Source organism: Nitratireductor sp. XY-223 (assembly GCF_004959855.1).
Taxonomy (GTDB): Bacteria; Pseudomonadota; Alphaproteobacteria; order Rhizobiales; family Rhizobiaceae; genus Hoeflea_A.
The window spans coordinates 1,387,102-1,408,377 of the sequence record NZ_SPNT01000001.1 but is presented as its reverse complement, the minus strand read 5'-3'; the positions used below and the strand labels follow the sequence as shown (position 1 = coordinate 1,408,377).

The window sequence follows — 21,276 nt, the reverse complement described above, 5'->3', positions numbered from 1 at the left end:
ATTGACAATTTGTCGTATTGCGCGGGCGCCCCGACAACAGCAAAGGTGACCTCGTCCGGCGGTAGTATCGATTTGCCGACAACAACAGTGACCGGGTCTCGCGGAGATTTCGCATGGCATCTGCAGCCGAACAACTCGCAGCCAATCTGAATTTTTCTGCCTTCGCGAAAGCCGAGGATCTCAAGAAGCGCATCTGGTTTACCCTGGGTGCGCTTCTGGTCTATCGGCTGGGGACCTATATTCCGCTGCCCGGGATCAATCCCGAAGCATTTGCGCAAGCATTCGCGCAGCAGGCCGGCGGTGTCCTCGGGCTGTTCAACATGTTCGCCGGCGGCGCTGTCGAGCGGATGGCGATCTTCGCGCTCGGCATCATGCCGTACATTTCCGCCTCGATCATCATGCAGCTGATGACGTCGGTTGTTCCGACGCTCGAGCAACTCAAGAAAGAGGGCGAGCAGGGCCGCAAGGTCATCAACCAGTATACGCGCTACGGAACCGTGCTGCTGGCGACCATGCAGGCTTACGGGATCTCCATCGGACTGGAATCCGGCACGAACATCGTCACGGACCCGGGCTGGTTCTTCCGTATATCGACGGTCATCACGCTCGTGGGCGGCACCATGTTCCTGATGTGGCTGGGCGAGCAGATCACCGCCCGCGGAATCGGCAACGGCATTTCGCTGATCATCTTCGCCGGCATTGTCGCGGCGTTGCCCGGCGCCATCGCCAGCATGCTGGAACTCGGCCGCACCGGCGCGATGTCGACCGGCCTGATCATCATGGTCATCGTCATCGCGATCGCCGTGATTGCATTCATCGTCTTCATGGAGCGCGCGCAGCGGCGGCTTTTGATCCAGTATCCGAAGCGCCAGGTCGGCAACCGCATGTTCCAGGGCGATTCCTCGCACCTGCCGTTGAAGCTCAACACCGCCGGTGTCATCCCGCCGATCTTCGCGTCGTCGCTGCTGCTGTTGCCGGCAACGCTTGCCGGCTTCTCGGGAACGACGGATCTTCCCGGCTGGGCAACGACCGTGCTGGCGTTGCTCGGCCACGGCCAGCCGCTCTATATGCTGTTCTACGCAGTCATGATCGGCTTCTTCGCCTTCTTCTACACTGCTGTCGTTTTCAATCCGAAAGACACCGCCGACAACCTGAAGAGCCATGGCGGCTTCATTCCCGGCATAAGGCCGGGTGAGCGGACGGCTGAATACATCGATTTCGTGCTGACGCGCATTACGACCGTCGGTGCGATCTATCTGATCTTCGTCTGTCTTCTGCCCGAGGTGCTGATCGCGCAGACCGGCATTCCGTTTTATCTGGGCGGCACGTCTTTGCTGATCGTGGTCAGTGTCACGCTGGACACCGTGGCCCAGATACAGGGCCATCTGATCGCTCAGCAATATGAGGGGCTGATCAAGAAGTCCAAGCTTCGGGGAGGAAAGAGGGGACGATGAGACTGATTTTGCTTGGCCCGCCGGGAGCGGGAAAGGGGACCCAGGCTCAAAGGCTGGTCGAGAAGCACGGCATACCCCAGCTTTCGACCGGTGATATGTTGCGGGCAGCCGTTGCCAGCGGCACGGAGGTCGGACTTCGCGCCAAGGCGGTTATGGATGCCGGAAAGCTGGTCTCCGACGATATCGTCAACGCGATCGTTTCCGAGCGGCTTGATCAGCCTGACTGCCAGGCCGGTTTCATCCTCGACGGATATCCGCGCACGCTGGCCCAGGCGGATGCCATCGGCGCGATGCTTGCGGCAAAGGACATGCCCCTTTCGGCGGTCGTCGAGATGCGCGTTGACGACGACGTGCTCGTCGACCGTATAGCCGGGCGCTACACTTGCGCCAATTGCGGTGCCGGCTATCACGATGAGAATCTAAAGCCCGCCGAAGAAGGCGTGTGCGACAAGTGCGGGTCGACCGAGTTCAAGCGGCGCAAGGACGACAATCCGGAAACCGTTCGCACACGGCTGCAGGCCTATTACAAGGAAACCGCGCCGCTGCTTGGATATTACTACGCCAAAGGGCTGCTGAAGCCGGTCGACGGAATGGCCGAAATCGACGAGGTCACGGCCCAGATCGATAACGTGCTGGCTTCACTTTGACGCCAAGGAGCGTTTTTTCGCCTAAAATGCGCGGTCGCACCGGATTTTAGGCATTTGGACTGTTGACGATTGTGCATCGAGTCCGTTAGAAACCCGCCAATTCGAGATTGTCGAGCGATTGGCGCGGTTTTCGAAAAGAGAGAACCGGGGCCGGTCGCTTATACATGTCCCGGCTATGAACAACCTGCGGCAACTCGGCCGCACCAGGAACCAGCCAGGCCATTCTGGCTTGGAAGGCAAGGAGACTAGACGTGGCCCGTATTGCTGGCGTCAACATTCCAACGAACAAGCGCGTCGTCATCGCGCTACAGTACATTCACGGGATCGGCCCGACTTTCGCCAAACAGATTACCGAAAAGGTCGGTATTCCGGCAGAGCGCAGGGTCAACGAGCTCTCGGATGCAGAAGTCATCCAGGTTCGCGAGGCAATCGACCGCGACTATCAGGTCGAGGGCGATCTGCGCCGTGAAACGGCAATGAACATCAAGCGCCTGATGGATCTGGGCTGCTACCGCGGCCTGCGCCACCGCCGCAACCTTCCGGTTCGCGGTCAGCGCACGCACACCAATGCCCGCACCCGCAAGGGACCGGCAAAGGCGATCGCAGGCAAGAAGAAGTAAGCAGCCGGATATGGTCCGGTTCTGGTCGGCTCCTTTTCGGGGATGCCGGCCTTTTGCATAGGAATTGTCGGGGCGGCCATAGCGCCCTGACAGGTGGAGCCGCTGGAATTACGGCGGTGTAGAGATCGATGAAAGGGTCGTAATGGCAAAGGAAGCCACGCGCGTTCGCCGTCGCGAGCGCAAGAATATCTCGTCGGGCGTCGCCCACGTGAATTCGACGTTCAACAACACCATGATCACCATCACCGACGCACAGGGCAACGCCATTGCCTGGTCGTCCGCCGGTGCCAAGGGTTTCAAGGGTTCGCGCAAGTCGACGCCGTTCGCGGCGCAGATTGCCGCCGAAGACTGTGCCAAGAAGGCTCAGGAACATGGAATGAAATCGCTTGAGGTCGAGGTCTGCGGACCCGGCTCCGGTCGTGAGTCGGCGCTGCGGGCGCTTCAGGCCGCAGGTTTCACCATCACGTCGATCCGTGATGTCACGCCCATTCCGCACAATGGCTGCCGTCCGCGCAAGAAGCGGCGCGTCTAACGTGTGATTGTCTGCCGATGAGCGGATATCCGCTCCTCTCGGTACTCCAGCTCTGTTGCCACGATTGGATGGTGGCAAGGAACGGAAGGTAATACAAATGATCCAGAAAAACTGGCAGGAACTGATTAAGCCGAACAAGATCGAGTTCAGCGCCGCGGGCCGCACCAAAGCGACCCTGGTGGCCGAGCCGCTCGAGCGCGGCTTCGGACTGACGCTCGGCAATGCCCTGCGTCGCGTGCTGCTGTCGTCGCTGCGCGGCGCCGCCGTGACCGCGGTGCAGATCGACGGCGTTCTGCACGAATTCTCCTCGATCCCGGGCGTCCGCGAGGATGTCACGGACATCGTCCTGAACATCAAGGAAATCGCCATCGGCATGGAAGGTGACGAGCCCAAGCGCATGGTCGTGCGCAAGCAGGGCCCGGGAACCGTTGTTGCCGGTGACATCCAGACGGTCGGCGATATCGAGATCCTCAATCCGGAACATGTCATCTGCACCCTCGACGAGGGCGCGGAGATCCGCATGGAATTCACGGTGCAGAACGGCAAGGGCTACGTGCCCGCCGACCGCAACCGTGCGGAGGATGCGCCGATCGGCCTCATCCCGGTCGACAGCCTCTATTCGCCGGTGAAGAAGGTCTCCTACAAGGTCGAGAACACCCGTGAGGGTCAGGTCCTCGACTATGACCGCCTGACGATGACGCTGGAAACCGACGGTTCGGTGTCCGGCGAGGACGCGATCGCCTTCGCGGCGCGCATCCTGCAGGACCAGCTTGGCGTGTTCATCAACTTCGACGAGCCTCAGAAAGAGGTCGAGGAAGTCCAGGCCACCGAGCTTGCCTTCAACCCGGCACTTCTGAAGAAGGTCGACGAACTGGAACTCTCGGTGCGTTCGGCCAACTGCCTGAAAAACGACAACATCGTTTACATCGGCGATCTCATTCAGAAGACCGAGGCGGAAATGCTGCGCACGCCGAACTTCGGACGCAAGTCGCTCAACGAGATCAAGGAAGTTCTGGCTTCCATGGGGCTCCATCTCGGAATGGAAGTTCCCGCATGGCCGCCGGAGAACATCGAGGATCTCGCCAAGCGCTACGAGGACCAATACTAATCGAACCCGCGGGCGCGCCCGCATTCAAGGAGAAGGCTCATGCGCCACCGTAAGTCAGGCCGCAAGCTGAACCGGACAGCCAGCCACCGCAAGGCAATGTTTGCCAATATGGCGGCGTCCCTGATCGAGCACGAACAGATCGTCACCACCTTGCCCAAGGCAAAGGAAATCCGGCCGATCGTCGAGAAACTGGTTACGCTCGGCAAGCGGGGCGACCTGCATGCCCGCCGCCAGGCGATCTCGAAGATCCGCGACGTCGAAATGGTGCGCAAGCTGTTCGACACGATCGCCACCCGCTATGCAGACCGTCACGGCGGTTACATCCGCATCATGAAGGCCGGCTTCCGCAAGGGCGACAACGCCCCGCTTGCGGTCGTCGAGTTTGTTGACCGCGATGTCGATGCGAAGGGTGCGAAGGACCTTGCCCGCCTCGAGGCGGAAGAGGTGACGGAAGAAACCGAAGCAGCGTAAGAACTGCAACTTTGAAGCTGTCAGGCCGGGCTTTGCCCGGCCTTTTTTCTTTCAAGACCGTTTTTAACCGTAACGAAATCCCCGCCAGGCGGCCGGATGCCGTAAAGTCTTGCTCCAGCCTTTTTGATCGGTAGATCCTGATTATCTATGTAGAATAGAGATTCGTTCGGAGGGAATCGCATGCGCCGTTACAGATGGGCCGGACTGGTTGTTCTCGCCATTGCCGCAATAGGAATCATGCTGCCGGTCACCGGCGCCCAGGAGCAGCCGGCTACCGAGCGGCTCAGGGGCGTCATTTCCGAGATTCTCGGCAACGCGGACAAATCCGCCGCCGAGCAACGCAGGGTCGTGCCTCCATCACGCCCGGCGCTGCAGTATTCCTACGCGCCGCTGGTCAAGCTGGCCGCGCCGGCGGTCGTCAACGTCTATGCGGAACGCATGGTCCGCACCCGCTCGCCCTTTGCCGGCGATCCGTTCTTTGAACGCTTTTTCGGGCAGGGACCGCCCGGGCGCTCGCAGCGGCAGTCGTCGCTCGGTTCGGGGGTTATCGTTGATGCCTCGGGCATCGTGGTGACGAACAATCACGTGATAGACGGCGCCGACGAGATCAAGATCGCGCTGGCCGACGGGCGGGAATATCCAAGCCGGGTCCTTCTGAAGGATCAACGGGTGGACCTCGCTGTGCTCAAGATTGACGATTCGGGTCCGTTCACGGCGATCGACTACAGCGACTCGGACCGCCTGCAAGTCGGTGACGTCCTGCTGGCGATCGGAAATCCCTTCGGTGTCGGCCAGACGGTCACCAGCGGCATTGTCTCCGCGCTGGCCCGCAACGGCATCGGTGTTTCGGATTTCGGCTTCTTCATCCAGACCGATGCAGCGATCAATCCCGGTAATTCCGGCGGCGCCCTCATTGACATGAACGGGCGGCTGGTCGGCATCAACACCGCGATATTCTCACGGTCAGGCGGCTCCAACGGCATCGGCTTTGCCATTCCCGCAAACATGGTACGCGCCGTTGTCGATGCGGCCAGGAACGGAGAGGAGAAGTTCCTGCGGCCGTTTATCGGTGCATCCTTCGTTCCGGTCACCGCGGACATGGCCGAGGCGCTGGGTATGGAGCGCGCATTTGGCGCGATCGTCACGGCGGTCGTTGAGGATGGGCCCGCCCATAAGGGCGGAATGAAGGTCGGTGATCTGGTGATCAGCCTGGATGGCCTGACCGTCCAACACCCCGACGCCCTGGGATACCGTCTCGCAACGGCCGGCGTCGGCAAGATCGTGAAGCTTGAGGTGATCTCTCGCTCGACCGTCCGCACGCTCAGCATCGAACTGGGCGAGCCGAGCGACCCGCAGCGGCCCGGAGAACTGCGCATTACGGGCGAGAACCCGTTTGCTGGTTCGGTCGTTGTGGATATCGATCCCCGGATCGCGGAGCAGCTTCGCCTGCCGCCGAGCATCAGGGGCGTGGTCGTCACCGAAGTCGAACGCGGTTCGCCGGCCAATCGATACGGTCTCCGGCCACGCGATATCCTGGTTGAGATCAACGGCGAAACGATGCGCCAGGCAAGCGACGTCGCCGAAGCGATCGCCCAGGATCCCGGATACTGGCAATTCGAGATTACCCGTAACGGACGAAGACTCCGGCAAGTGATACGCTGATGAGTGATCTGTTTTCATCGCTCGCCGATGAAACGGCACAGAAGGCAAGACCACTTGCGGACCGGTTGCGTCCGCAATCCCTGGCGGAGGTCTGCGGCCAGGATCACCTGACCGGGGCCGACGGCACGCTGACCCGGATGATTGCCACCGGCACGCTCGGCTCGATGATTTTCTGGGGGCCGCCGGGTACGGGCAAGACAACCGTCGCCCGTCTGCTGGCCGGCGATACAGATCTTGCGTTCGAACAGATTTCGGCGATCTTCTCCGGTGTCGCGGACCTGAAGAAAGTATTCGAGGCGGCCCGCGCCAGACGCATGTCGGGCAAACAGACGTTGCTCTTCGTGGACGAGATCCACCGCTTCAACCGCGCGCAACAGGACAGCTTCCTCCCGGTGATGGAGGATGGAACGGTGATCCTGGTCGGTGCGACGACCGAGAATCCCTCGTTTGAACTTAATGCCGCTCTGTTGTCGCGCGCACGGGTTTTGACATTCAATGCGCTCGATGAAACGGCGCTGCTGCAATTGCTCGACCGTGCGGAGGCCGCGGAGGGCAGGGCGCTGCCGGTCGACGAGGATGCGCGCCGGAGCCTTCTTCGCATGGCCGACGGAGACGGACGCGCGGTCCTGACACTCGCCGAGGAAATCTGGCGCGCGGCGCGCGAGGGCGAGACCTTCGACGCCGAGGCCCTCCAGGCCGTCGTGCAAAGGCGCGCGCCGGTCTACGACAAGGGGCAGGACGGGCACTACAACCTCATTTCCGCGCTGCACAAGTCGGTGCGCGGCTCCGATCCCGATGCCGCACTGTATTACCTTTGCCGCATGTTCGACGCCGGCGAGGATCCGCTCTATATCGGGCGCCGCCTTGTCCGCATGGCGTCTGAGGATATCGGTCTTGCCGACCCCCAGGCTCTGGTCGTCGCCAATGCGGCGAAGGATGCCTATGACTATCTCGGTTCGCCCGAGGGAGAACTGGCGCTGGCCGAGGCCTGCGTCTACATTGCGACGGCGCCGAAATCGAATGCGCTCTATACCGCGTACAAGGCGGCAAGCAGCGCGGCGAGGGAGCACGGATCACTGCTTCCGCCCAAGCACATCCTCAACGCGCCGACGCGGCTGATGAAGGACGAGGGCTATGGCGCCGGCTACGAATACGATCACGATGCGCCGGACGCCTTCTCGGGACAGGATTACTTCCCGGAAAAGATGGGAAGGCGCACGTTCTATGATCCGCCGGAAAGGGGCTTCGAGCGGGACCTGCGCAAACGCCTGGATTACTGGGCCAAGCTGAGGGCCGAGAGAGGCGGCGATGAGCGCTGATCTCGGGCCGATCGGTGTTTTCGGTGCCGGAGCGATCGGCTGCTATGTCGGCGGCATGTTAAAGGCAGCCGGCGCAGATGTGCGGTTCCTTGGGCGCGACACCGCCGTCGCGACATTGCAAAAGCACGGTTTGACACTCACACGGTTCGACGGGCCGCAGGTGACCGTTAAGCCGGGGGACATCGCCATATCGTCCGATCCGTCGATACTCTCGGCCTGCGATATCATTCTTCTGTGCGTCAAGTCACAGGCAACGCCGGAAGCTGCTGTCGACATTGCATCGCGGATGAAATCCGGTGCCTGCGTCGTATCGCTCCAGAACGGGGTCGAGAACGCGGAGACGCTGGCCGACGCGCTTGGTGCGAACCGGGTCCGGGCCGGGATGGTGCCGTTCAACGTTCTTTCGTCCGGCAACGGCCAGTTCCATCGCGGAACCGCGGGCGATATCCTGCTGGCCGATGGTGAATCGACGCGCAAACTGGCCGCCTTTCTGACGCGCGCCGGCATTGCCGCTAACACACGCAGAGACATGAACGAGGTTCTCTGGGGCAAGCTGCTGCTCAATCTCAACAATGCGCTCAATGTGCTTTCGGATGTGCCGCTGGTTCAACAGCTTTCCAACCGTGCCTACCGGCTGGTCCTTGCCGGCATGGTCGAGGAGGCATTGCGCGCGATGCGCAAATCACGGATCAGGCCCGCCAGCATCGGCAGGGTGCGCCCGTGGCTCATCCCGCATATCTTGCGGCTGCCGGACTGGCTCTTCCTGCGCGTCGCCCGCTCGATGCTCGCCATGGACGCCAAGGCGCGTTCGTCCATGTGGGACGACCTGAAAAACGGGCGTCAACCGGAAATCGATTTCCTCAACGGCGCCGTCGTGCGTCTGGCGGAGAATGCCGGGATGCCGGCGCCGGTCAACCGCAAGGTCATCGCGCTGGTTCACGAGGCCTTCAAGTCCGGCCATTCCCCGGGCTTCAGCGGCGATGAGTTGTTGCGGCTCGTCGGGAGCAGGCAAGTCTAGGAATTTTCCGTTTCGACCTTTTCTGCACTCGCAAAAGCGATTAAAGCCACTGCCATGGCACAATTACTCATTGTTGCGCTGGGCGGAGCCATTGGCGCGACGCTGCGGCATCTCGTCAATCTTGCAAGTCTGAGAATGCTCGGCCCGAATTTTCCGTGGGGGACATTGACCGTCAATATCGTCGGGTCCTTTGTCATGGGCCTGTTCATCGAGTTGCTGACGCGGCGCCTCGGGGGATCCCAGGAACTGCGTCTCCTGATCGCGACCGGTGTTCTCGGCGGCTTCACGACATTCTCCGCCTTTTCGCTGGACATTGCCGTGCTGTGGGAGCGCGGGGCTGTATTGAGTGCTTCCGTCTATGCCGTTTCCAGCGTTGTGCTCTCCATCGCCGCCCTGTTTGCCGGGCTCGCGGCCGTTCGAGCGTTCGTCTAGAGGAACAGGATCTTCCATGTCAGGTGTTGAACAGCGCAAGGTCGACCAGGACGAACAGGGCATGCGCCTCGACCGCTGGTTCAAGTCGCACTTCCCGGGCCTCGGCTTCGGCAAGCTGCAAAAGCTCCTGCGGTCCGGGCAGATCAGGATCGACGGCGGCAGGGCCAAGCACGACACCCGCGTCCAGCCTGGTCAGATCATCCGCATCCCACCGCTCGGCACGGACGAGAAAAACGCCGGTCCAGATCAGCAAAAAAAAGATGCCGACAGCGCCGACGGTGAGTTTCTGTCCAAGATGCTGCTCTACGAAGATCCCAAGGTTTTCGTGTTCAACAAGCCAGCGGGTCTAGCGGTCCAGGGCGGCTCCGGCCTCTCGCGCCATGTCGACAAGATGCTTGAGGCCTGGCGCAATCGCAAGGGCGAGAAGCCGCGGCTCGTGCACAGGCTCGACCGGGACACTTCCGGCGTCCTCGTCGTTGCGCGCACGCGCGGAGCGGCACAGGCACTGACGACCGCATTTCGTGTCCATGAGACGAAGAAGACGTACTGGGCACTGGTCAAGGGTGTGCCGCCCAAGCGCGAAGGGCGTATCTCCACCTGGCTCGTCAAGGAACACACGCCGGACGGCGACCGCATGCGGGTGTGCAAGCACGGCGAACCCGATGCCGATCACGCCATATCGAACTACCGGATCATCGAGCAGGCGGGCCAGCGTCTGTCCTGGCTCGAAATGGAGCCCTACACGGGCCGCACGCACCAGCTGCGCGTACATGCCGCTTACATCAAGTGCCCGATCCTGGGCGATCCGAAATATTTCGAGGCCGATCACAACTGGGAGTTCCCGGGCGGCATGCAAAAAAGGCTGCATCTTCATGCGCGGCGAATTTCCATTCCGCACCCCGACGGCCGGGGTACCATCGATGTGACGGCACCCCTGCCGCCGCACATGGTCCAGAGCTGGAACCTGCTCGGCTTCGACAGGGACTTCGAGGAATGAGGCTGCTGTTATTCGACTGCGACGGTACGCTGATCGACAGTGCGGCCGTCATCCATGCCTGCATGGAAAAGGCCTTTGCGGAGGAGGGCTTTTCCGCGCCGGAACTTGCCCACACGAAGTCCATTATCGGGCTGACGCTTGACTTCGCGATCGCCCGCCTTCTGCAGCGGAAGATCGACGACACGGTCCATCGGCTGGTGCGCAGCTACAAGCATCACAGCACGCAAATGCGCGATGCCGAGGACTGCGAGGAGCCGTTCTACGAAGGCATCTGGGAACTGCTTGAAACGCTCGCCGCCAAGGACGATATTCTATTGGGTGTCGTCACCGGTAAATCGCGCAGGGGGCTCGACAAGCTCTTGCATCAGCATGGCCTCGCAAAAACCATGATCGCGACGCGCACCGCCGATGAATGCCCCTCGAAACCGAATCCTGCGATGGTCCTCGAGTGCTGCAACGACACCGGGATGGATCCGTCGCGCACAATTGTCGTAGGCGATGCGATCTACGACATCGAAATGGCGCGCAACGCGGGCGCGACGGCGGTCGGCGTATCCTGGGGCTATGCCGAGGTACGGCAGTTGCACGAAGCCGGTGCGCATCACATCGTCCGAGAGCCGGCCGACCTGATGCCGATCATCGGGATTGACTGAGGAAAACGATCATGCGCGATATCCTGAACGATCTCAGCGAGATGCTGAGCGATGCGGATCCCGTCCGCCGGGCGCAGATCAAGTCGAAACAAGAGCTGCCAAAGCGGTTTTACGAGCGTGCGCATATTGATGATTCGGAAGGAAAATTCCCGATCCTTCTTGACGGAAAACCCATCCGCACACCGGCCGGTAATCTGCTCGAAATGCCGACCAACGACCTGGCCGAGCTCCTGTGCGCCGAATGGAACGCGCAACAGGATGAGATCAACCCCGTTACCATGCCCGCGACACGCCTGGTGAACACGGCAATTGACGGCATAGCGTCCGATCCGCAGGCGATTGTCGAGGACATCCTGCGCTTTGCCGGCACCGATTTGCTCTGCTATCGCGCGGACGGTCCGCAGCGCCTTGTCGACCGCCAGAATGCCCACTGGGATCCGGTCATCGATTGGGCGCACTCGAGCCTCGGCGCGCGCTTTGTCCTTGCCGAAGGCGTCATGCATGTGGAACAGCCGAAGGAAGCGATCAACGCCATCGGCATCCATCTGTCAGCATTCGAAAGCCCGATCGCGCTTGCAAGCCTGCACACGTTCACGACGCTTACCGGCTCCGCGCTTTTGGCCGTGGCCCTTGCCAGGGAGTTCCTGACGGCGGAAGACGCGTGGACCGCGGCGCATGTCGACGAGGACTGGAACGCAGAGCAATGGGGCGAAGATGCCGAGGCCAAGGCGCGCCGCGCATTTCGCTGGGGCGACATGCAGGCTGCCGACAGGGCCCTGAAGGCGCTTTCGTGAATTCGTGCTCTGGCAATCGGGCCTACAGCGCCTAGTTACAGTTGACTGGACATTACAGAAATCCGCACCGGGAGTTACGCACCATGACCGCACAGACAGCCCTGATCGTTGGCGTCGGAGACGGCCTGTCAGCCTCGCTCGCGCGCCTCTTGCACAAGGAAGGCTACAACCTCGTTCTGGCCGCCCGAAACAGGGAAAAGCTCGCGGCGCTTGCGGATGAAACAGGCGCAGCGACCGTATCCTGCGACGCCGCGGAGCCGGAAAGTGTCCGCGAACTTTTCGTCGGCGTTCCGGGACCGTTGAGGGTAGTCATCTACAACCCTTCAGCCCGGCAGCGCGGTCCGCTCATCGAGCTCGATCCGGTTGCTGTCAGGCATGCCATGGACGTCACGGCCTACGGCGCCTTTCTCGTCGGGCAGGAAGCGGCAAGAGCTATGCTTGCCCAGGCGGATGAAGAGGGCGTGCGGGGAACCATCCTCTTCACCGGCGCGTCGGCGGGCGTCAAGGGGTTTCCGAATTCGGCCCCCTTCGCGATGGGTAAGTTCGCGCAGCGTGGACTGGCCCAGTCGATGGCGCGGGAACTGCACCCGCAAGGGATCCATGTCGGCTGGATCAATATCGACGGAGCGATCCGCAATCCCGGGCGGACGGAGCCGGCTGACCGTCCCGATTCCATGCTCGACCCGGATGCCATAGCCAGGAGTTATCTCGACCTGATAAACCAGGATCGTTCAGCCTGGTCCAACGAGATAACCGTGCGGCCCTGGGTCGAAAAGTTCTAGAACGCGTCCGGGCGGGAGAGGGGCCATCAACGAGCAGGTCGACAACTACTGCGAACGGGTCGGAACGGCTTTCTGGGCCGAGCCGATCAACGCGGTAACAAATCTGGCATTCGTGATTGCCGCGCTTTTCCTGATCCTTGCCTGGCAAAGAAGCAAGGCAAGGTCGCCGGCCGTCCTTTATCTGAGCATCTGGGTCGGCATTATCGGTATCGGATCGTTCCTGTTCCATACATTCGCGACCCTGTGGTCAGCGGCGGCCGATGTCATACCGATCCTCGTGTTCATCCTGAGTTACCTGTTCCTGGCGGTGCGATACTACCTCGGCCTGCCGCTGTCGCTGAGCCTGGTCGCGACCGCCGCCTATATCCCGATCAGCTACGTGGTCGTTCCGGTCATCGAACCCCTGATCGGATCGTCGTCCGGCTATGTTCCGGCGCTCCTTGCGATCTTCATTGTCGGTCTGCTGATGCTCGGACGCGATCGAAGACTGGCGCTCGGCTTGATCGTCACCGGCGGCGTATTTCTCCTCTCCATCGGGTTCCGCATGGCCGACGAGCCTGTCTGCAACGTGCTGCCGCTCGGCACGCACTTCCTGTGGCACATTTTCAATGCGGTGGTCCTCTACCGCCTGACGATGATTTACTTGCGGAAATGCGAGCGGTCGGTTCAGTCGGCTCAGTGAACTGAAACACCCCGAAAAATCAAAGGCCGACCGCGCTTTTCGGCCCGGTCAGCCCGTTTCCCCCAAAAATTCGTGCCGTTATATAGCGGGACTCTTCAGCTTCATCAGGCGAACGCTGGAAATCTGGTAGTTTCCGTCATCCTGCCTGTTGAGAATATAGATCGCCCGCCAGTCCTTGCCTTTGGGACCGGTTATCAGCAACTCCAGCGCAATCATGTTTCCGCCGGTCGCGCTGTGCGACCGTCCGAACGCATAATTTCCCGGACGGTATACCGGCTGATAGTTGCGCTTGACCATCTCAATGAAGCGCTGCGGCTCGGGATACAGGTTCTTTATGCCCGGAGAGGCATAGGAATACGCCGCATCGATATCGTCATTGAGGAACGCGATAATCTGTTGTTCGACAACACCTCTCGCCGTGGCCAGGTCGGTGTCCTCGTCATTCGCGAGCGAGGACGTGGCCATCAGCAAGCCAACCATGATGGATAAACCGAGTATACGCATGGTTTCATCCTCCTTTCTTAACCCTAGATAGGGTGCTGCATCAGGACGAAAAGCTCACGCAAACTCAACTTTTACTGAACAGATTCGTTGTAGTTTATCACTATTATTGAACAGTTTGAAGTTATCGGCGGGTTATCCCGGGAGGTCTCCATCGCTGCGCTGCGCATTTCGCACACCGGACCCGGGTCGGTCAGATATCTATCTTTTCGCCAAAGAGCTTGAACGTACCGGTGGCGGTCGCGACCTTCGTGCCGTCTTCGGCGGTCAGTTCGGCATCGATAAACACGATCTTTCGGCCGCCACCGGTTTTCCGTGCGGTGGCTACGACCCGCCCGTCGCGGACCCGGGCGAGATAATTGACCGTAAGGGAGACGGTGGATGTGTAGTAGAGCGATTGGCCGTCGACAGACAGGCTGACAGCATAGCCGGCAACTGCGTCCAGCATCGTTGCCATGATCCCGCCATGCAGGGAGTTGCCCCTGTTGATGTGGCGCTCGTCAATATCGAGATAGACACGCGGCTTGCCGTCCTCGATCTCGACGACATAGCCGATATTGGTCTGCGCTCCCGTTTGATCGCGGATGATCCTCATGACGGTCCGAGCGGCTGTTACCGGCGCGCCACGTCCATCACGCCGCCTGCCGAGAGAGTTCGGCAAATCGCGCGGTATGATAGTCGACGTCGCCGAACTGATGGTCGATCATGATCAGCCGCTTGGCGAAATGTCCAAGCCCGTATTCCCAGGTCATGGCGATGCCGCCATGCATCTGGATGGCTTCCTCGGCGACGAGACGGCCTATACGGCCGGTCAGCGCCTTGGCGGACGAGATCGCCATCTCCCGCTCGATGCGTGGCCGGTCGAGCCGTCCGGCCGCATTGACGGCGGCCGAGCGCGCCTGCTCGATTTCGGTCAGCACGGTGGCCATGCGGTGCTGCAGCGCCTGGAACTTGCCGATGGGCACACCGAACTGTTTGCGCGTGCGCAAATAGTCCAGCGTCATGTCACGGCACACGTCCATGAGCCCGACCGCTTCGGATGCGAGAGCGACATTGGCCCTTGCCGCAGCCATCTCGATCGCAGGATATGCCTTGCCGGTATCTCCGAGAAGCGCCGTATCCGGAAGCCGGACATCGGACAGCGTGATCTCGCTCGCGTGGAGGCCGTCCATGGTCGGATAGCCGCGCACTGAAACGCCGTCCGTATCTGCCGGGACCAGGAACGCCGAGATTCCGTCCTCGTCCCACGTCTCGCCAGAAACGCGCGCGGTCACAACAAGGAGGTCGGCGCTGTCGCCGTTGAGGACGACAGCCTTGCTGCCGTTGATCAGCCAGCCGCCGCCGTCGCGAACAGCCGTTGTCGCGACATGCGAGAGTTCATAATGGCTCTCCGGCTCACCGTGGGCGAGGGCCATCAGCTTCGATCCGTCAATGATCCCTGCAATCAGGGCCTTTTGCTCCGCATTGCCGAGCTGCGCGAGCACGCTTCCCGACAGGACCGCGCTTGCCAGGAAAGGCTCAACGACAAGGCCCTTGCCGAGTTCCTCGAACAAAACGCCGATATCGAAACCGGCACCGCCGAATCCGCCGTCCTCCTCGCTGAACAGGGCACCGATCAGTCCGAGCTCCGCGAACCGGGCCCACATCTGCCTTGAAAACCCTTCCGTGCCCTTGGCTATCTCATTGCGGGCCTCCAGCGCGTAATTGTCGGCGATGAAACGCGAGACCATGTCCTTGAGCATGGCGCGGTCTTCGGTGTGATTAAAGTCCATGATGCCTCACAGTCCCATCATCATCTTGGTGATGATGCCGCGCTGGATTTCATTGGAGCCGCCATAGATGGTGATCTTGCGGTTGTTGAAATACTCCTGGGTCACCGGTGCCGCGTAGTCGGGACCGATCGGCTCTTCATTGTACCCGGCGTCCAGCGCCTCGGAAACGAACGGCATCGCGTAGGGGCCGAGCGCCCGGCGGGTCAGGTCGTTCAGTGCCTGGCGGATCTCCGTTCCCTTGATCTTGAGCATGGAACTCATTGGGCCGGCATTGGCGACACTGTCGGGGGACGACAGGAGGCGTAGATTGGTGGTTGCCATCGCGTCGAGCTCCATCTCGATCTGTGCCAGCCGCGCGGCGAAAAGCGGATCCTCGATCAGCGGGCGCCCGCGCACTTTCTGCTTGCGGCCGATATATTTGAGATGATCGAGCGAGACCTTGTTGGCGCCGACATTGGCGATATTGGTGCGCTCGTGGGTGAGCAGGTACTTGGCGTAGGTCCAGCCCTTGTTCTCCTCGCCGACGAGATTGGCCACCGGCACCCGCACGTCGTCGAAGAACACTTCGTTGACCTCGTGCGTGCCCTCAAGAAGGATGATCGGCCGGACGGTCACGCCGGGCGTATCCATATCCACGAGGATGAAGGAGATGCCTTCCTGCGGCTTGCCTTCCGTCGATGTGCGCACCAGGCAGAAGATCATGTTTGCGTGCTGGCCAAGCGTCGTCCAGGTCTTCTGGCCGTTGATCACGTAGTGGTCGCCATCGCGGACGGCCCGCATTTTCAGCGACGCAAGGTCGGAACCGGCGCCCGGCTCGGAATAGCCCTGGCACCACCAGTCGGACCCGTCGAGAATACGCGGCAGATAGTGGTTCTTCTGCTCTTCCGAGCCGTATTTCATCAGCACCGGCGCGAGCATTTTCAGGCCGAACGGTACGGTGCGCGGCGCGCCCGCGGCAAAGGATTCGTCCTCGAATATCTGCCGCTCGACGGCGTTCCATCCGGTTCCGCCATATTCTACGGGCCAGGATTCCGCGAGCCAGCCGCGCCGGTTCAGGATCGCGTGCCAGTTCTCCATGTCCTCCTTGGTCAGCCGCTTTCCGGTCTTCACCTTGGCTGAGATCGAAGCCGGCAGCTCGGCGTCGAGGAAAGCGCGGACCTCCTCGCGGAAGGCCAGTTCCTCGTCGGTATAGTTGAGATCCATGATCCGGCTCCCTAGTAAATCTCAAACAGGCCGGCCGCACCCTGGCCGCCGCCGATGCACATCGTCACCACCACATGTTTGACGCCCCGGCGCTTGCCTTCGTACATCACATGGCCGACCTGGCGCGCGCCGGTCATGCCGTAGGGGTGGCCGATGGAGATCGAGCCGCCATTGACGTTAAGAATCTCGCTCGGAATGCCGAGCTTGTCGCGGCAGTAGAGCACCTGGCTGGCAAAGGCCTCATTGAGTTCCCAAAGGCCGATATCGTCCATCGTCAGCCCGGCGCGCTCCAGCAGCCGCGGCACCGCGAAAACCGGGCCGATGCCCATCTCGTCCGGTTCGCAGCCGGCGACCACGAAGCCCCGGAACGCGCCCATCGGTTCGATGTTGCGCTTTTCTGCCTCGGTCGCCTCCATCAGGACGCAGGCGGATGCCCCGTCCGAAAGCTGCGACGCATTGCCGGCGGTGATGTACTGGTCGGGCCCGCGCACCGGCTCCAGCGACTGCAGGCCCTCGAGCGTCGTACCCGGCCGGTTGCACTCGTCACGCTCGATGGTGACCTCGTGTTTGGATATCTCGCCCGTTTCCTTGTCCTTGACCGCCATCACGGTGGAAAATGGAATGATTTCATCGTCATAACGGCCGGCTTCCTGGGCCGCGGCGGTCCGTTGCTGCGACGAAAGGGCATATTCGTCCTGCGCCTCCCTGCTGATGCCGTAGCGCTCCGCCACGATGTCGGCGGTGTCGATCATCGGCAGGTAGATTGCCGGCTTGTTTTCTAGGATCCACGGGCTTTGCGCCATGTGCGTATTGGCGTTGCCCTGTGCAAGGGTGATCGACTCGATGCCTCCGGCCAGCATTGCCGGCGCGCCCTGCTGGGTGATGGCGTGCGATGCCAGTGCCACCGCCTGCAGGCCCGAAGAGCAGAAGCGGTTGACGGTCATGCCGGCGGTGGTTACGGGCATGCCCGCGCGAATGGCGATCTGCCGGGCGATATTGCCGCCCGTCGCGCCTTCCGGCAGGCCGCAGCCGATGACGGCGTCCTCGATCATGTCGGTATCGACGCCCGAGCGCTGCACGGCGGCGCGTGCCGCGGCGCCGCCGAATTCCGCGCCATGGGTCATGTTGAGCCCGCCGCGAAAGGCCTTGGTAATGCCGGTCCGGGCGGTCGAAACGATTACAGCTTCACGCATGGTGTCCTATCCTCAGCGGTTGGCGCTTTTGTTCAGGCTGTCGAAATTCTCCCCGCGCTCCACGAGATCGACCAGCAGCTTTGCCGGCTTCCAGAACTCCGGATCCTCTTTCTCGAATTCGCGAATGTCGGCGAGCACCTTGTCGAGGCCGATCATGTCGGCATATTTCAGCGGACCGCCACGCCAGCGCGGGAATCCGTAGCCATAGAGCATGGTGATGTCGACATCGAGCGGCCGCAACGCGATGCCTTCCTCGACGACATGCGCACCCTCATTGATCATTGCCGCCATGTAACGGCGCATGATCGCGTCCTCGTCGAGCGGTTTCGGCGTGATGCCCTTTTCAGCCCGCACCCGGTCGATGATTTCGAGGACCTCCGGATCGGGTTTCCCGACGCGGCTGCCGTCCTCGTAGATGTAGAAACCGCGGCCGGTCTTCTGTCCGTGACGGCCGAGTTCGGTGATGCGGTCCATATAGTCGGCCGCATAACGGCCCTTCCAGCCTTCTTCGCGCTTGCGCTTGCGGTTGGCGTAACCGATATCGAGACCGGCGAGATCGCCCATCTGGTTCGGCCCCATCGGGTAGCCGAATTTCAGCACGGCCTTGTCGATGTCGTAGGGGCTCGTGCCGTCCTCGACCATATAGGAAGCCTGCGACAGGTAGCGTTCCAGGATGCGGTTGCCGATGAAGCCGTCGCAGACGCCGGCGCGCACGCCGACCTTCTTGAGTTTCTTTGCCAGCGCAAAGCCGGTCGCGGCAACATCCGGATCGGTCTTGTCGGCCACCACGATCTCAAGCAGCCGCATGACATGAGCGGGCGAGAAGAAATGCAGCCCGAGAACGTCCTGCGGCCGGCCGGTGACGGAGGCGATCTCGTTGATATTCAGGTAGGACGTGTTGCTGGCCAGGACAGCACCGCTCCTGGCGTGCTGGTCGATCTGCCGGAAAAGGTCCTTCTTGACGTCCATGTTCTCGAAGGCCGCTTCGATGACGATATCGGCCTCGGCGAGCGACGCGATATCGGAGCTGACGCTGTAGAGCTCGTTGGCCAGGCGGTCGCGATGCGCCTGGTCGAACTTGCCCCGCCGCACGCCGTCGTCGAGGATGCGTTCGACATTCTGCCGGCCGCGCGCCGCACTTTCCTCGTCGCGCTCGATCATTTTCACCGGCATGCCGGCAAACAGCATCGACACGGTGATGCCCGATCCCATGGTGCCGCCACCGATAACGGCGGCACGATCGAGCGGCCTTGGCGCGCCGGTTTCCAGCTCCGGCACCTTGCCGACCTGGCGGTCGGCGAAAAACACGTGGATCAGCGCCTCGCGCTGCGGCGAGGCCATGAGTTCCATGAACAGCTCTCGCTCGCGCTTCAGCCCCTGTTCGAAGGGCAGTTCCGCGGCTGCGATTACTGCTTCAAGGCACAGTTGCGGTGACAACTGGCCCTTGGCTTTCTTCTTGACCGTCTGTCGCAGCTCGTCGAAAAGGGCCTGGTTTCCGCGCGCCGCCTCGACCTTGTCCGACAGCTCGCACGTCCGGCGGGCCGGCAGCTTCTCGGCCAGGACCCGCCGAGCGAAGGCGAGCCCGGCCGCAAGCGGATCGTCGCCCTCGTCAACCGCATCCACAATGCCCAGCTTCAGCGCCTCGGGCGCCGGAACGTGGCGTCCCGATGTGATGATTTCGGCCGCTGCCTCGATGCCTGTCAGGCGCGGCAGACGCTGCGTGCCCCCGGCGCCCGGGCACAGGCCCAGCAGCACCTCGGGCAGACCGACGCGCGCCGATTTCACAGCGACGCGGTAATGGCAGGAGAGGGCGGTTTCCAGTCCGCCGCCGAGCGCAGTCCCGTGGATGGCGCAGACAACCGGCTTGTCGAGATTCTCGATGGCGTCGATGACCTCTCCGAGGCCCGGTGCCTGCATCGGCTTGCCGAATTCGCGGATGTCGGCGCCGGCGATAAAGGTGCGCCCCTTTCCGACGATAACCGCAACCTCCGCCGAGTCCCTGGCGAATTTCTCGGTGGCGTCCGCCAGACCCTGACGGACCGCGTGGCTGGCCGCATTCACCGGCGGATTGTCGATGGAAATCACGGCAATGGAGCCGGCTTCATCGGACAGGACTTCATAGGATACTGCTTCGGTCATTGCACTCACCGGTAAATTCTCTCGAAATAGGCTGGATCAAATGGTCTAAAGTCGTCGGTGACCGGCGCCCCGAGGGGCGCCGGTTGTTTTCGTGGATGGGACTATTTCTCGCCCTTGACCTGCCAGTCGCCGCCTTCGATCTTCGAGATGATGATCGCGTCGCCGCCCTGGTGATCGGTTGGACTGTAGTCCGTCTGCACACCGGTGATCTTGTCGACGTAGTTCAGGCTTTCCATGGCCTTGAGGAAGCCCTCGGCGGTCAGGTCAGGACCGGCTGCCTCCAGCGCCATCACAAGGCCCTCGGCTGCCGACCGGCCCAGCAGCGCGCCGGTTCCGGGTGCTTCGCCGAACTCGGCGGTGTAGTCCTCGACCCATTTCTTGACGTGCGGGTCATCCATGCGGGTGTTCAGGTCCGGCCAGCCGGCCGCTGCATAAAAACCCTCGGTAATGCCGTTCGGCACCTTGGCGATCGCCGTGTGGAAGGCCGCGGACGAACCGATGAAATCGACATCGTCCCAGCCGATCTTCTTGGCCGTTCCCAGGACGGTGATCGTCTGACGCACGGTGAGAGCCGTGGCGATCGCGTCGCAGCCTTCATCCTTGAGCTTGGTCAGCGAACCGACGAAATCCTGCTCGTCCGGCTTGTGGGTGGTTTCCGCCTTGTATTCATGCCCAAGTTCGGTAGCGCCATCCTTTGTGCCTTCCTGGATTTCCTTGCCGAAATCGGTCGGGAGGTACATCGCGCAGAACACTTTCCTGTCGTTGTTCTCGCTCAGATAGTTCACGCCTGCCTTCATCTGATCGTAGTAAGATGAGAAGCCGGCAAACTTGTAAGGCGCCGGCGGTTCGATCATCTGCCGCGCCGCGCTCAACGGGCCGATATTGGCAATGCCCTTGCGTTCCAGAAGCGGGAAGCTGGCGATGTTCATCGGTGTTCCGAGCGACAGAAGCATCACGAAGACCTGGTCCGAGTTGACCAGCTTGTTGATGTTCTGCATTGCCTTCGGCATCTGATAGGCATGGTCTTCGGCGATCAGCTTGAGCTGACGGCCGTGGACGCCACCGGCGGCGTTCACCTGGTCAAAATACTGTTTGGCCGCGCCGGTGGCCGGTGCCCCGAAGGCGGCGAAAGGTCCTGAAAGGTCGTTGTTCGAACCGATCAGGATCTCGGTATCGGTGACCCCTTGCGTCTGGGCATTGGCCTGCGGCAGGAAGGCCGCGGACATGGCCAGGGCAAAAGCCAGTGGTTTCATGAGATTCTTCATGTTTTCCTCCTTGGAATGCAAATCTCTAATTT

General features: G+C 61.6%; 22 protein-coding genes. 15 read left to right on the top strand and 7 right to left on the bottom strand.

The features are described 5' to 3' along the window. Positions 1-113 precede the first annotated feature (113 nt). The 15 genes from secY to E4M07_RS06345 all read left to right on the top strand — a co-directional run bounded on the left by secY (position 114) and on the right by E4M07_RS06345 (position 13,171). Positions 114-1,454, top strand: a complete 1,341-nt coding sequence (gene secY / locus E4M07_RS06415; protein ID WP_136657424.1) for a preprotein translocase subunit SecY — start codon at positions 114-116, stop codon at positions 1,452-1,454. Beyond that, entirely contained in the window at positions 1,451-2,101 is a 651-nt protein-coding gene (locus E4M07_RS06410) for an adenylate kinase (RefSeq protein ID WP_136657423.1), read from the top strand. Before secY ends, E4M07_RS06410 begins: the two co-directional genes overlap by 4 nt. Before the next feature lie 251 nt (positions 2,102-2,352). Further along, positions 2,353-2,721, top strand: a complete 369-nt coding sequence (rpsM, locus tag E4M07_RS06405; RefSeq protein ID WP_136657422.1) for a 30S ribosomal protein S13 — start codon at positions 2,353-2,355, stop codon at positions 2,719-2,721. A 142-nt stretch (positions 2,722-2,863) separates the two neighbouring features. Further along, entirely contained in the window at positions 2,864-3,253 is a 390-nt protein-coding gene (gene rpsK / locus E4M07_RS06400) for a 30S ribosomal protein S11 (protein WP_136657421.1), read from the top strand. Between the two features lie 97 nt (positions 3,254-3,350). After that, positions 3,351-4,361, top strand: coding sequence for a DNA-directed RNA polymerase subunit alpha (locus E4M07_RS06395; protein WP_136657420.1), 1,011 nt, complete (start codon positions 3,351-3,353; stop codon positions 4,359-4,361). A 39-nt stretch (positions 4,362-4,400) separates the two neighbouring features. Beyond that, complete coding sequence (gene rplQ, locus E4M07_RS06390; protein WP_136657419.1) at positions 4,401-4,832, top strand: 50S ribosomal protein L17; 432 nt, start codon at positions 4,401-4,403, stop codon at positions 4,830-4,832. A gap of 180 nt (positions 4,833-5,012) precedes the next feature. Next, positions 5,013-6,494, top strand: coding sequence for a DegQ family serine endoprotease (locus E4M07_RS06385; protein ID WP_136657418.1), 1,482 nt, complete (start codon positions 5,013-5,015; stop codon positions 6,492-6,494). After that, complete coding sequence (locus tag E4M07_RS06380) at positions 6,494-7,813, top strand: replication-associated recombination protein A (RefSeq protein ID WP_136657417.1); 1,320 nt, start codon at positions 6,494-6,496, stop codon at positions 7,811-7,813. Before E4M07_RS06385 ends, E4M07_RS06380 begins: the two co-directional genes overlap by 1 nt. After that, the gene (locus E4M07_RS06375; protein ID WP_136657416.1) at positions 7,803-8,831 is read left to right on the top strand and encodes a 2-dehydropantoate 2-reductase; all 1,029 of its coding nucleotides are present in this window, start codon (positions 7,803-7,805) and stop codon (positions 8,829-8,831) included. The genes E4M07_RS06380 and E4M07_RS06375 overlap by 11 nt, the downstream gene beginning before the upstream one ends. Positions 8,832-8,885: 54 nt before the next feature. Further along, the gene (gene crcB, locus E4M07_RS06370; protein ID WP_136657415.1) at positions 8,886-9,263 is read left to right on the top strand and encodes a fluoride efflux transporter CrcB; all 378 of its coding nucleotides are present in this window, start codon (positions 8,886-8,888) and stop codon (positions 9,261-9,263) included. 16 nt (positions 9,264-9,279) lie between these two features. Beyond that, positions 9,280-10,260 (top strand): RluA family pseudouridine synthase, encoded by a 981-nt coding sequence (locus E4M07_RS06365; RefSeq protein WP_136657414.1) that lies wholly within the window; start codon positions 9,280-9,282, stop codon positions 10,258-10,260. Then, complete coding sequence (locus E4M07_RS06360; protein ID WP_136657413.1) at positions 10,257-10,913, top strand: HAD-IA family hydrolase; 657 nt, start codon at positions 10,257-10,259, stop codon at positions 10,911-10,913. Before E4M07_RS06365 ends, E4M07_RS06360 begins: the two co-directional genes overlap by 4 nt. Positions 10,914-10,924: 11 nt before the next feature. Beyond that, on the top strand, positions 10,925-11,707 hold the full coding sequence (locus E4M07_RS06355) for an ATP12 family chaperone protein (RefSeq protein WP_136657412.1): 783 nt from the start codon (positions 10,925-10,927) through the stop codon (positions 11,705-11,707). A gap of 83 nt (positions 11,708-11,790) precedes the next feature. Beyond that, positions 11,791-12,489 (top strand): SDR family NAD(P)-dependent oxidoreductase, encoded by a 699-nt coding sequence (locus E4M07_RS06350; protein ID WP_136657411.1) that lies wholly within the window; start codon positions 11,791-11,793, stop codon positions 12,487-12,489. Between the two features lie 25 nt (positions 12,490-12,514). Beyond that, complete coding sequence (locus tag E4M07_RS06345) at positions 12,515-13,171, top strand: ceramidase domain-containing protein (protein ID WP_136657410.1); 657 nt, start codon at positions 12,515-12,517, stop codon at positions 13,169-13,171. 78 nt (positions 13,172-13,249) lie between these two features. On the opposite strand, the gene E4M07_RS06340 is transcribed toward E4M07_RS06345, so the two are convergent. The 7 genes from E4M07_RS06340 to E4M07_RS06310 all read right to left on the bottom strand — a co-directional run bounded on the left by E4M07_RS06340 (position 13,250) and on the right by E4M07_RS06310 (position 21,244). Continuing rightward, a complete protein-coding gene (locus tag E4M07_RS06340) occupies positions 13,250-13,675 on the bottom strand; it encodes a DUF4864 domain-containing protein (protein ID WP_136657409.1) in 426 nt (141 codons plus the stop codon). A 190-nt stretch (positions 13,676-13,865) separates the two neighbouring features. Then, positions 13,866-14,267: a PaaI family thioesterase gene (locus E4M07_RS06335; RefSeq protein WP_136657408.1), complete on the bottom strand. Its 402-nt coding sequence runs from the start codon at positions 14,265-14,267 to the stop codon at positions 13,866-13,868. Between the two features lie 37 nt (positions 14,268-14,304). After that, on the bottom strand, positions 14,305-15,444 hold the full coding sequence (locus E4M07_RS06330) for an acyl-CoA dehydrogenase (RefSeq protein ID WP_136657407.1): 1,140 nt from the start codon (positions 15,442-15,444) through the stop codon (positions 14,305-14,307). A 6-nt stretch (positions 15,445-15,450) separates the two neighbouring features. Continuing rightward, entirely contained in the window at positions 15,451-16,647 is a 1,197-nt protein-coding gene (locus tag E4M07_RS06325; RefSeq protein ID WP_136657406.1) for an acyl-CoA dehydrogenase family protein, read from the bottom strand. Positions 16,648-16,658: 11 nt separating this feature from the next. Further along, entirely contained in the window at positions 16,659-17,840 is a 1,182-nt protein-coding gene (locus E4M07_RS06320; protein WP_136657405.1) for an acetyl-CoA C-acyltransferase, read from the bottom strand. Between the two features lie 12 nt (positions 17,841-17,852). Then, positions 17,853-19,979: a 3-hydroxyacyl-CoA dehydrogenase NAD-binding domain-containing protein gene (locus tag E4M07_RS06315; RefSeq protein WP_136657404.1), complete on the bottom strand. Its 2,127-nt coding sequence runs from the start codon at positions 19,977-19,979 to the stop codon at positions 17,853-17,855. Positions 19,980-20,080: 101 nt separating this feature from the next. Then, positions 20,081-21,244 (bottom strand): ABC transporter substrate-binding protein, encoded by a 1,164-nt coding sequence (locus E4M07_RS06310; RefSeq protein WP_136657403.1) that lies wholly within the window; start codon positions 21,242-21,244, stop codon positions 20,081-20,083. Positions 21,245-21,276 lie beyond the last annotated feature (32 nt).

Coding starts and splice junctions, on each gene's coding strand:
- secY (WP_136657424.1), top strand. CDS start 114: ATGGCATCTGCAGCCGAACAACTCGCAGCCAATCTGAATTTTTCTGCC.
- E4M07_RS06410 (WP_136657423.1), top strand. CDS start 1,451: ATGAGACTGATTTTGCTTGGCCCGCCGGGAGCGGGAAAGGGGACCCAG.
- rpsK (WP_136657421.1), top strand. CDS start 2,864: ATGGCAAAGGAAGCCACGCGCGTTCGCCGTCGCGAGCGCAAGAATATC.
- E4M07_RS06395 (WP_136657420.1), top strand. CDS start 3,351: ATGATCCAGAAAAACTGGCAGGAACTGATTAAGCCGAACAAGATCGAG.
- rplQ (WP_136657419.1), top strand. CDS start 4,401: ATGCGCCACCGTAAGTCAGGCCGCAAGCTGAACCGGACAGCCAGCCAC.
- E4M07_RS06385 (WP_136657418.1), top strand. CDS start 5,013: ATGCGCCGTTACAGATGGGCCGGACTGGTTGTTCTCGCCATTGCCGCA.
- E4M07_RS06380 (WP_136657417.1), top strand. CDS start 6,494: ATGAGTGATCTGTTTTCATCGCTCGCCGATGAAACGGCACAGAAGGCA.
- E4M07_RS06375 (WP_136657416.1), top strand. CDS start 7,803: ATGAGCGCTGATCTCGGGCCGATCGGTGTTTTCGGTGCCGGAGCGATC.
- crcB (WP_136657415.1), top strand. CDS start 8,886: ATGGCACAATTACTCATTGTTGCGCTGGGCGGAGCCATTGGCGCGACG.
- E4M07_RS06365 (WP_136657414.1), top strand. CDS start 9,280: ATGTCAGGTGTTGAACAGCGCAAGGTCGACCAGGACGAACAGGGCATG.
- E4M07_RS06360 (WP_136657413.1), top strand. CDS start 10,257: ATGAGGCTGCTGTTATTCGACTGCGACGGTACGCTGATCGACAGTGCG.
- E4M07_RS06355 (WP_136657412.1), top strand. CDS start 10,925: ATGCGCGATATCCTGAACGATCTCAGCGAGATGCTGAGCGATGCGGAT.
- E4M07_RS06350 (WP_136657411.1), top strand. CDS start 11,791: ATGACCGCACAGACAGCCCTGATCGTTGGCGTCGGAGACGGCCTGTCA.
- E4M07_RS06340 (WP_136657409.1), bottom strand. CDS start 13,675: ATGCGTATACTCGGTTTATCCATCATGGTTGGCTTGCTGATGGCCACG.
- E4M07_RS06335 (WP_136657408.1), bottom strand. CDS start 14,267: ATGAGGATCATCCGCGATCAAACGGGAGCGCAGACCAATATCGGCTAT.
- E4M07_RS06330 (WP_136657407.1), bottom strand. CDS start 15,444: ATGGACTTTAATCACACCGAAGACCGCGCCATGCTCAAGGACATGGTC.
- E4M07_RS06325 (WP_136657406.1), bottom strand. CDS start 16,647: ATGGATCTCAACTATACCGACGAGGAACTGGCCTTCCGCGAGGAGGTC.
- E4M07_RS06320 (WP_136657405.1), bottom strand. CDS start 17,840: ATGCGTGAAGCTGTAATCGTTTCGACCGCCCGGACCGGCATTACCAAG.
- E4M07_RS06315 (WP_136657404.1), bottom strand. CDS start 19,979: ATGACCGAAGCAGTATCCTATGAAGTCCTGTCCGATGAAGCCGGCTCC.
- E4M07_RS06310 (WP_136657403.1), bottom strand. CDS start 21,244: ATGAAGAATCTCATGAAACCACTGGCTTTTGCCCTGGCCATGTCCGCG.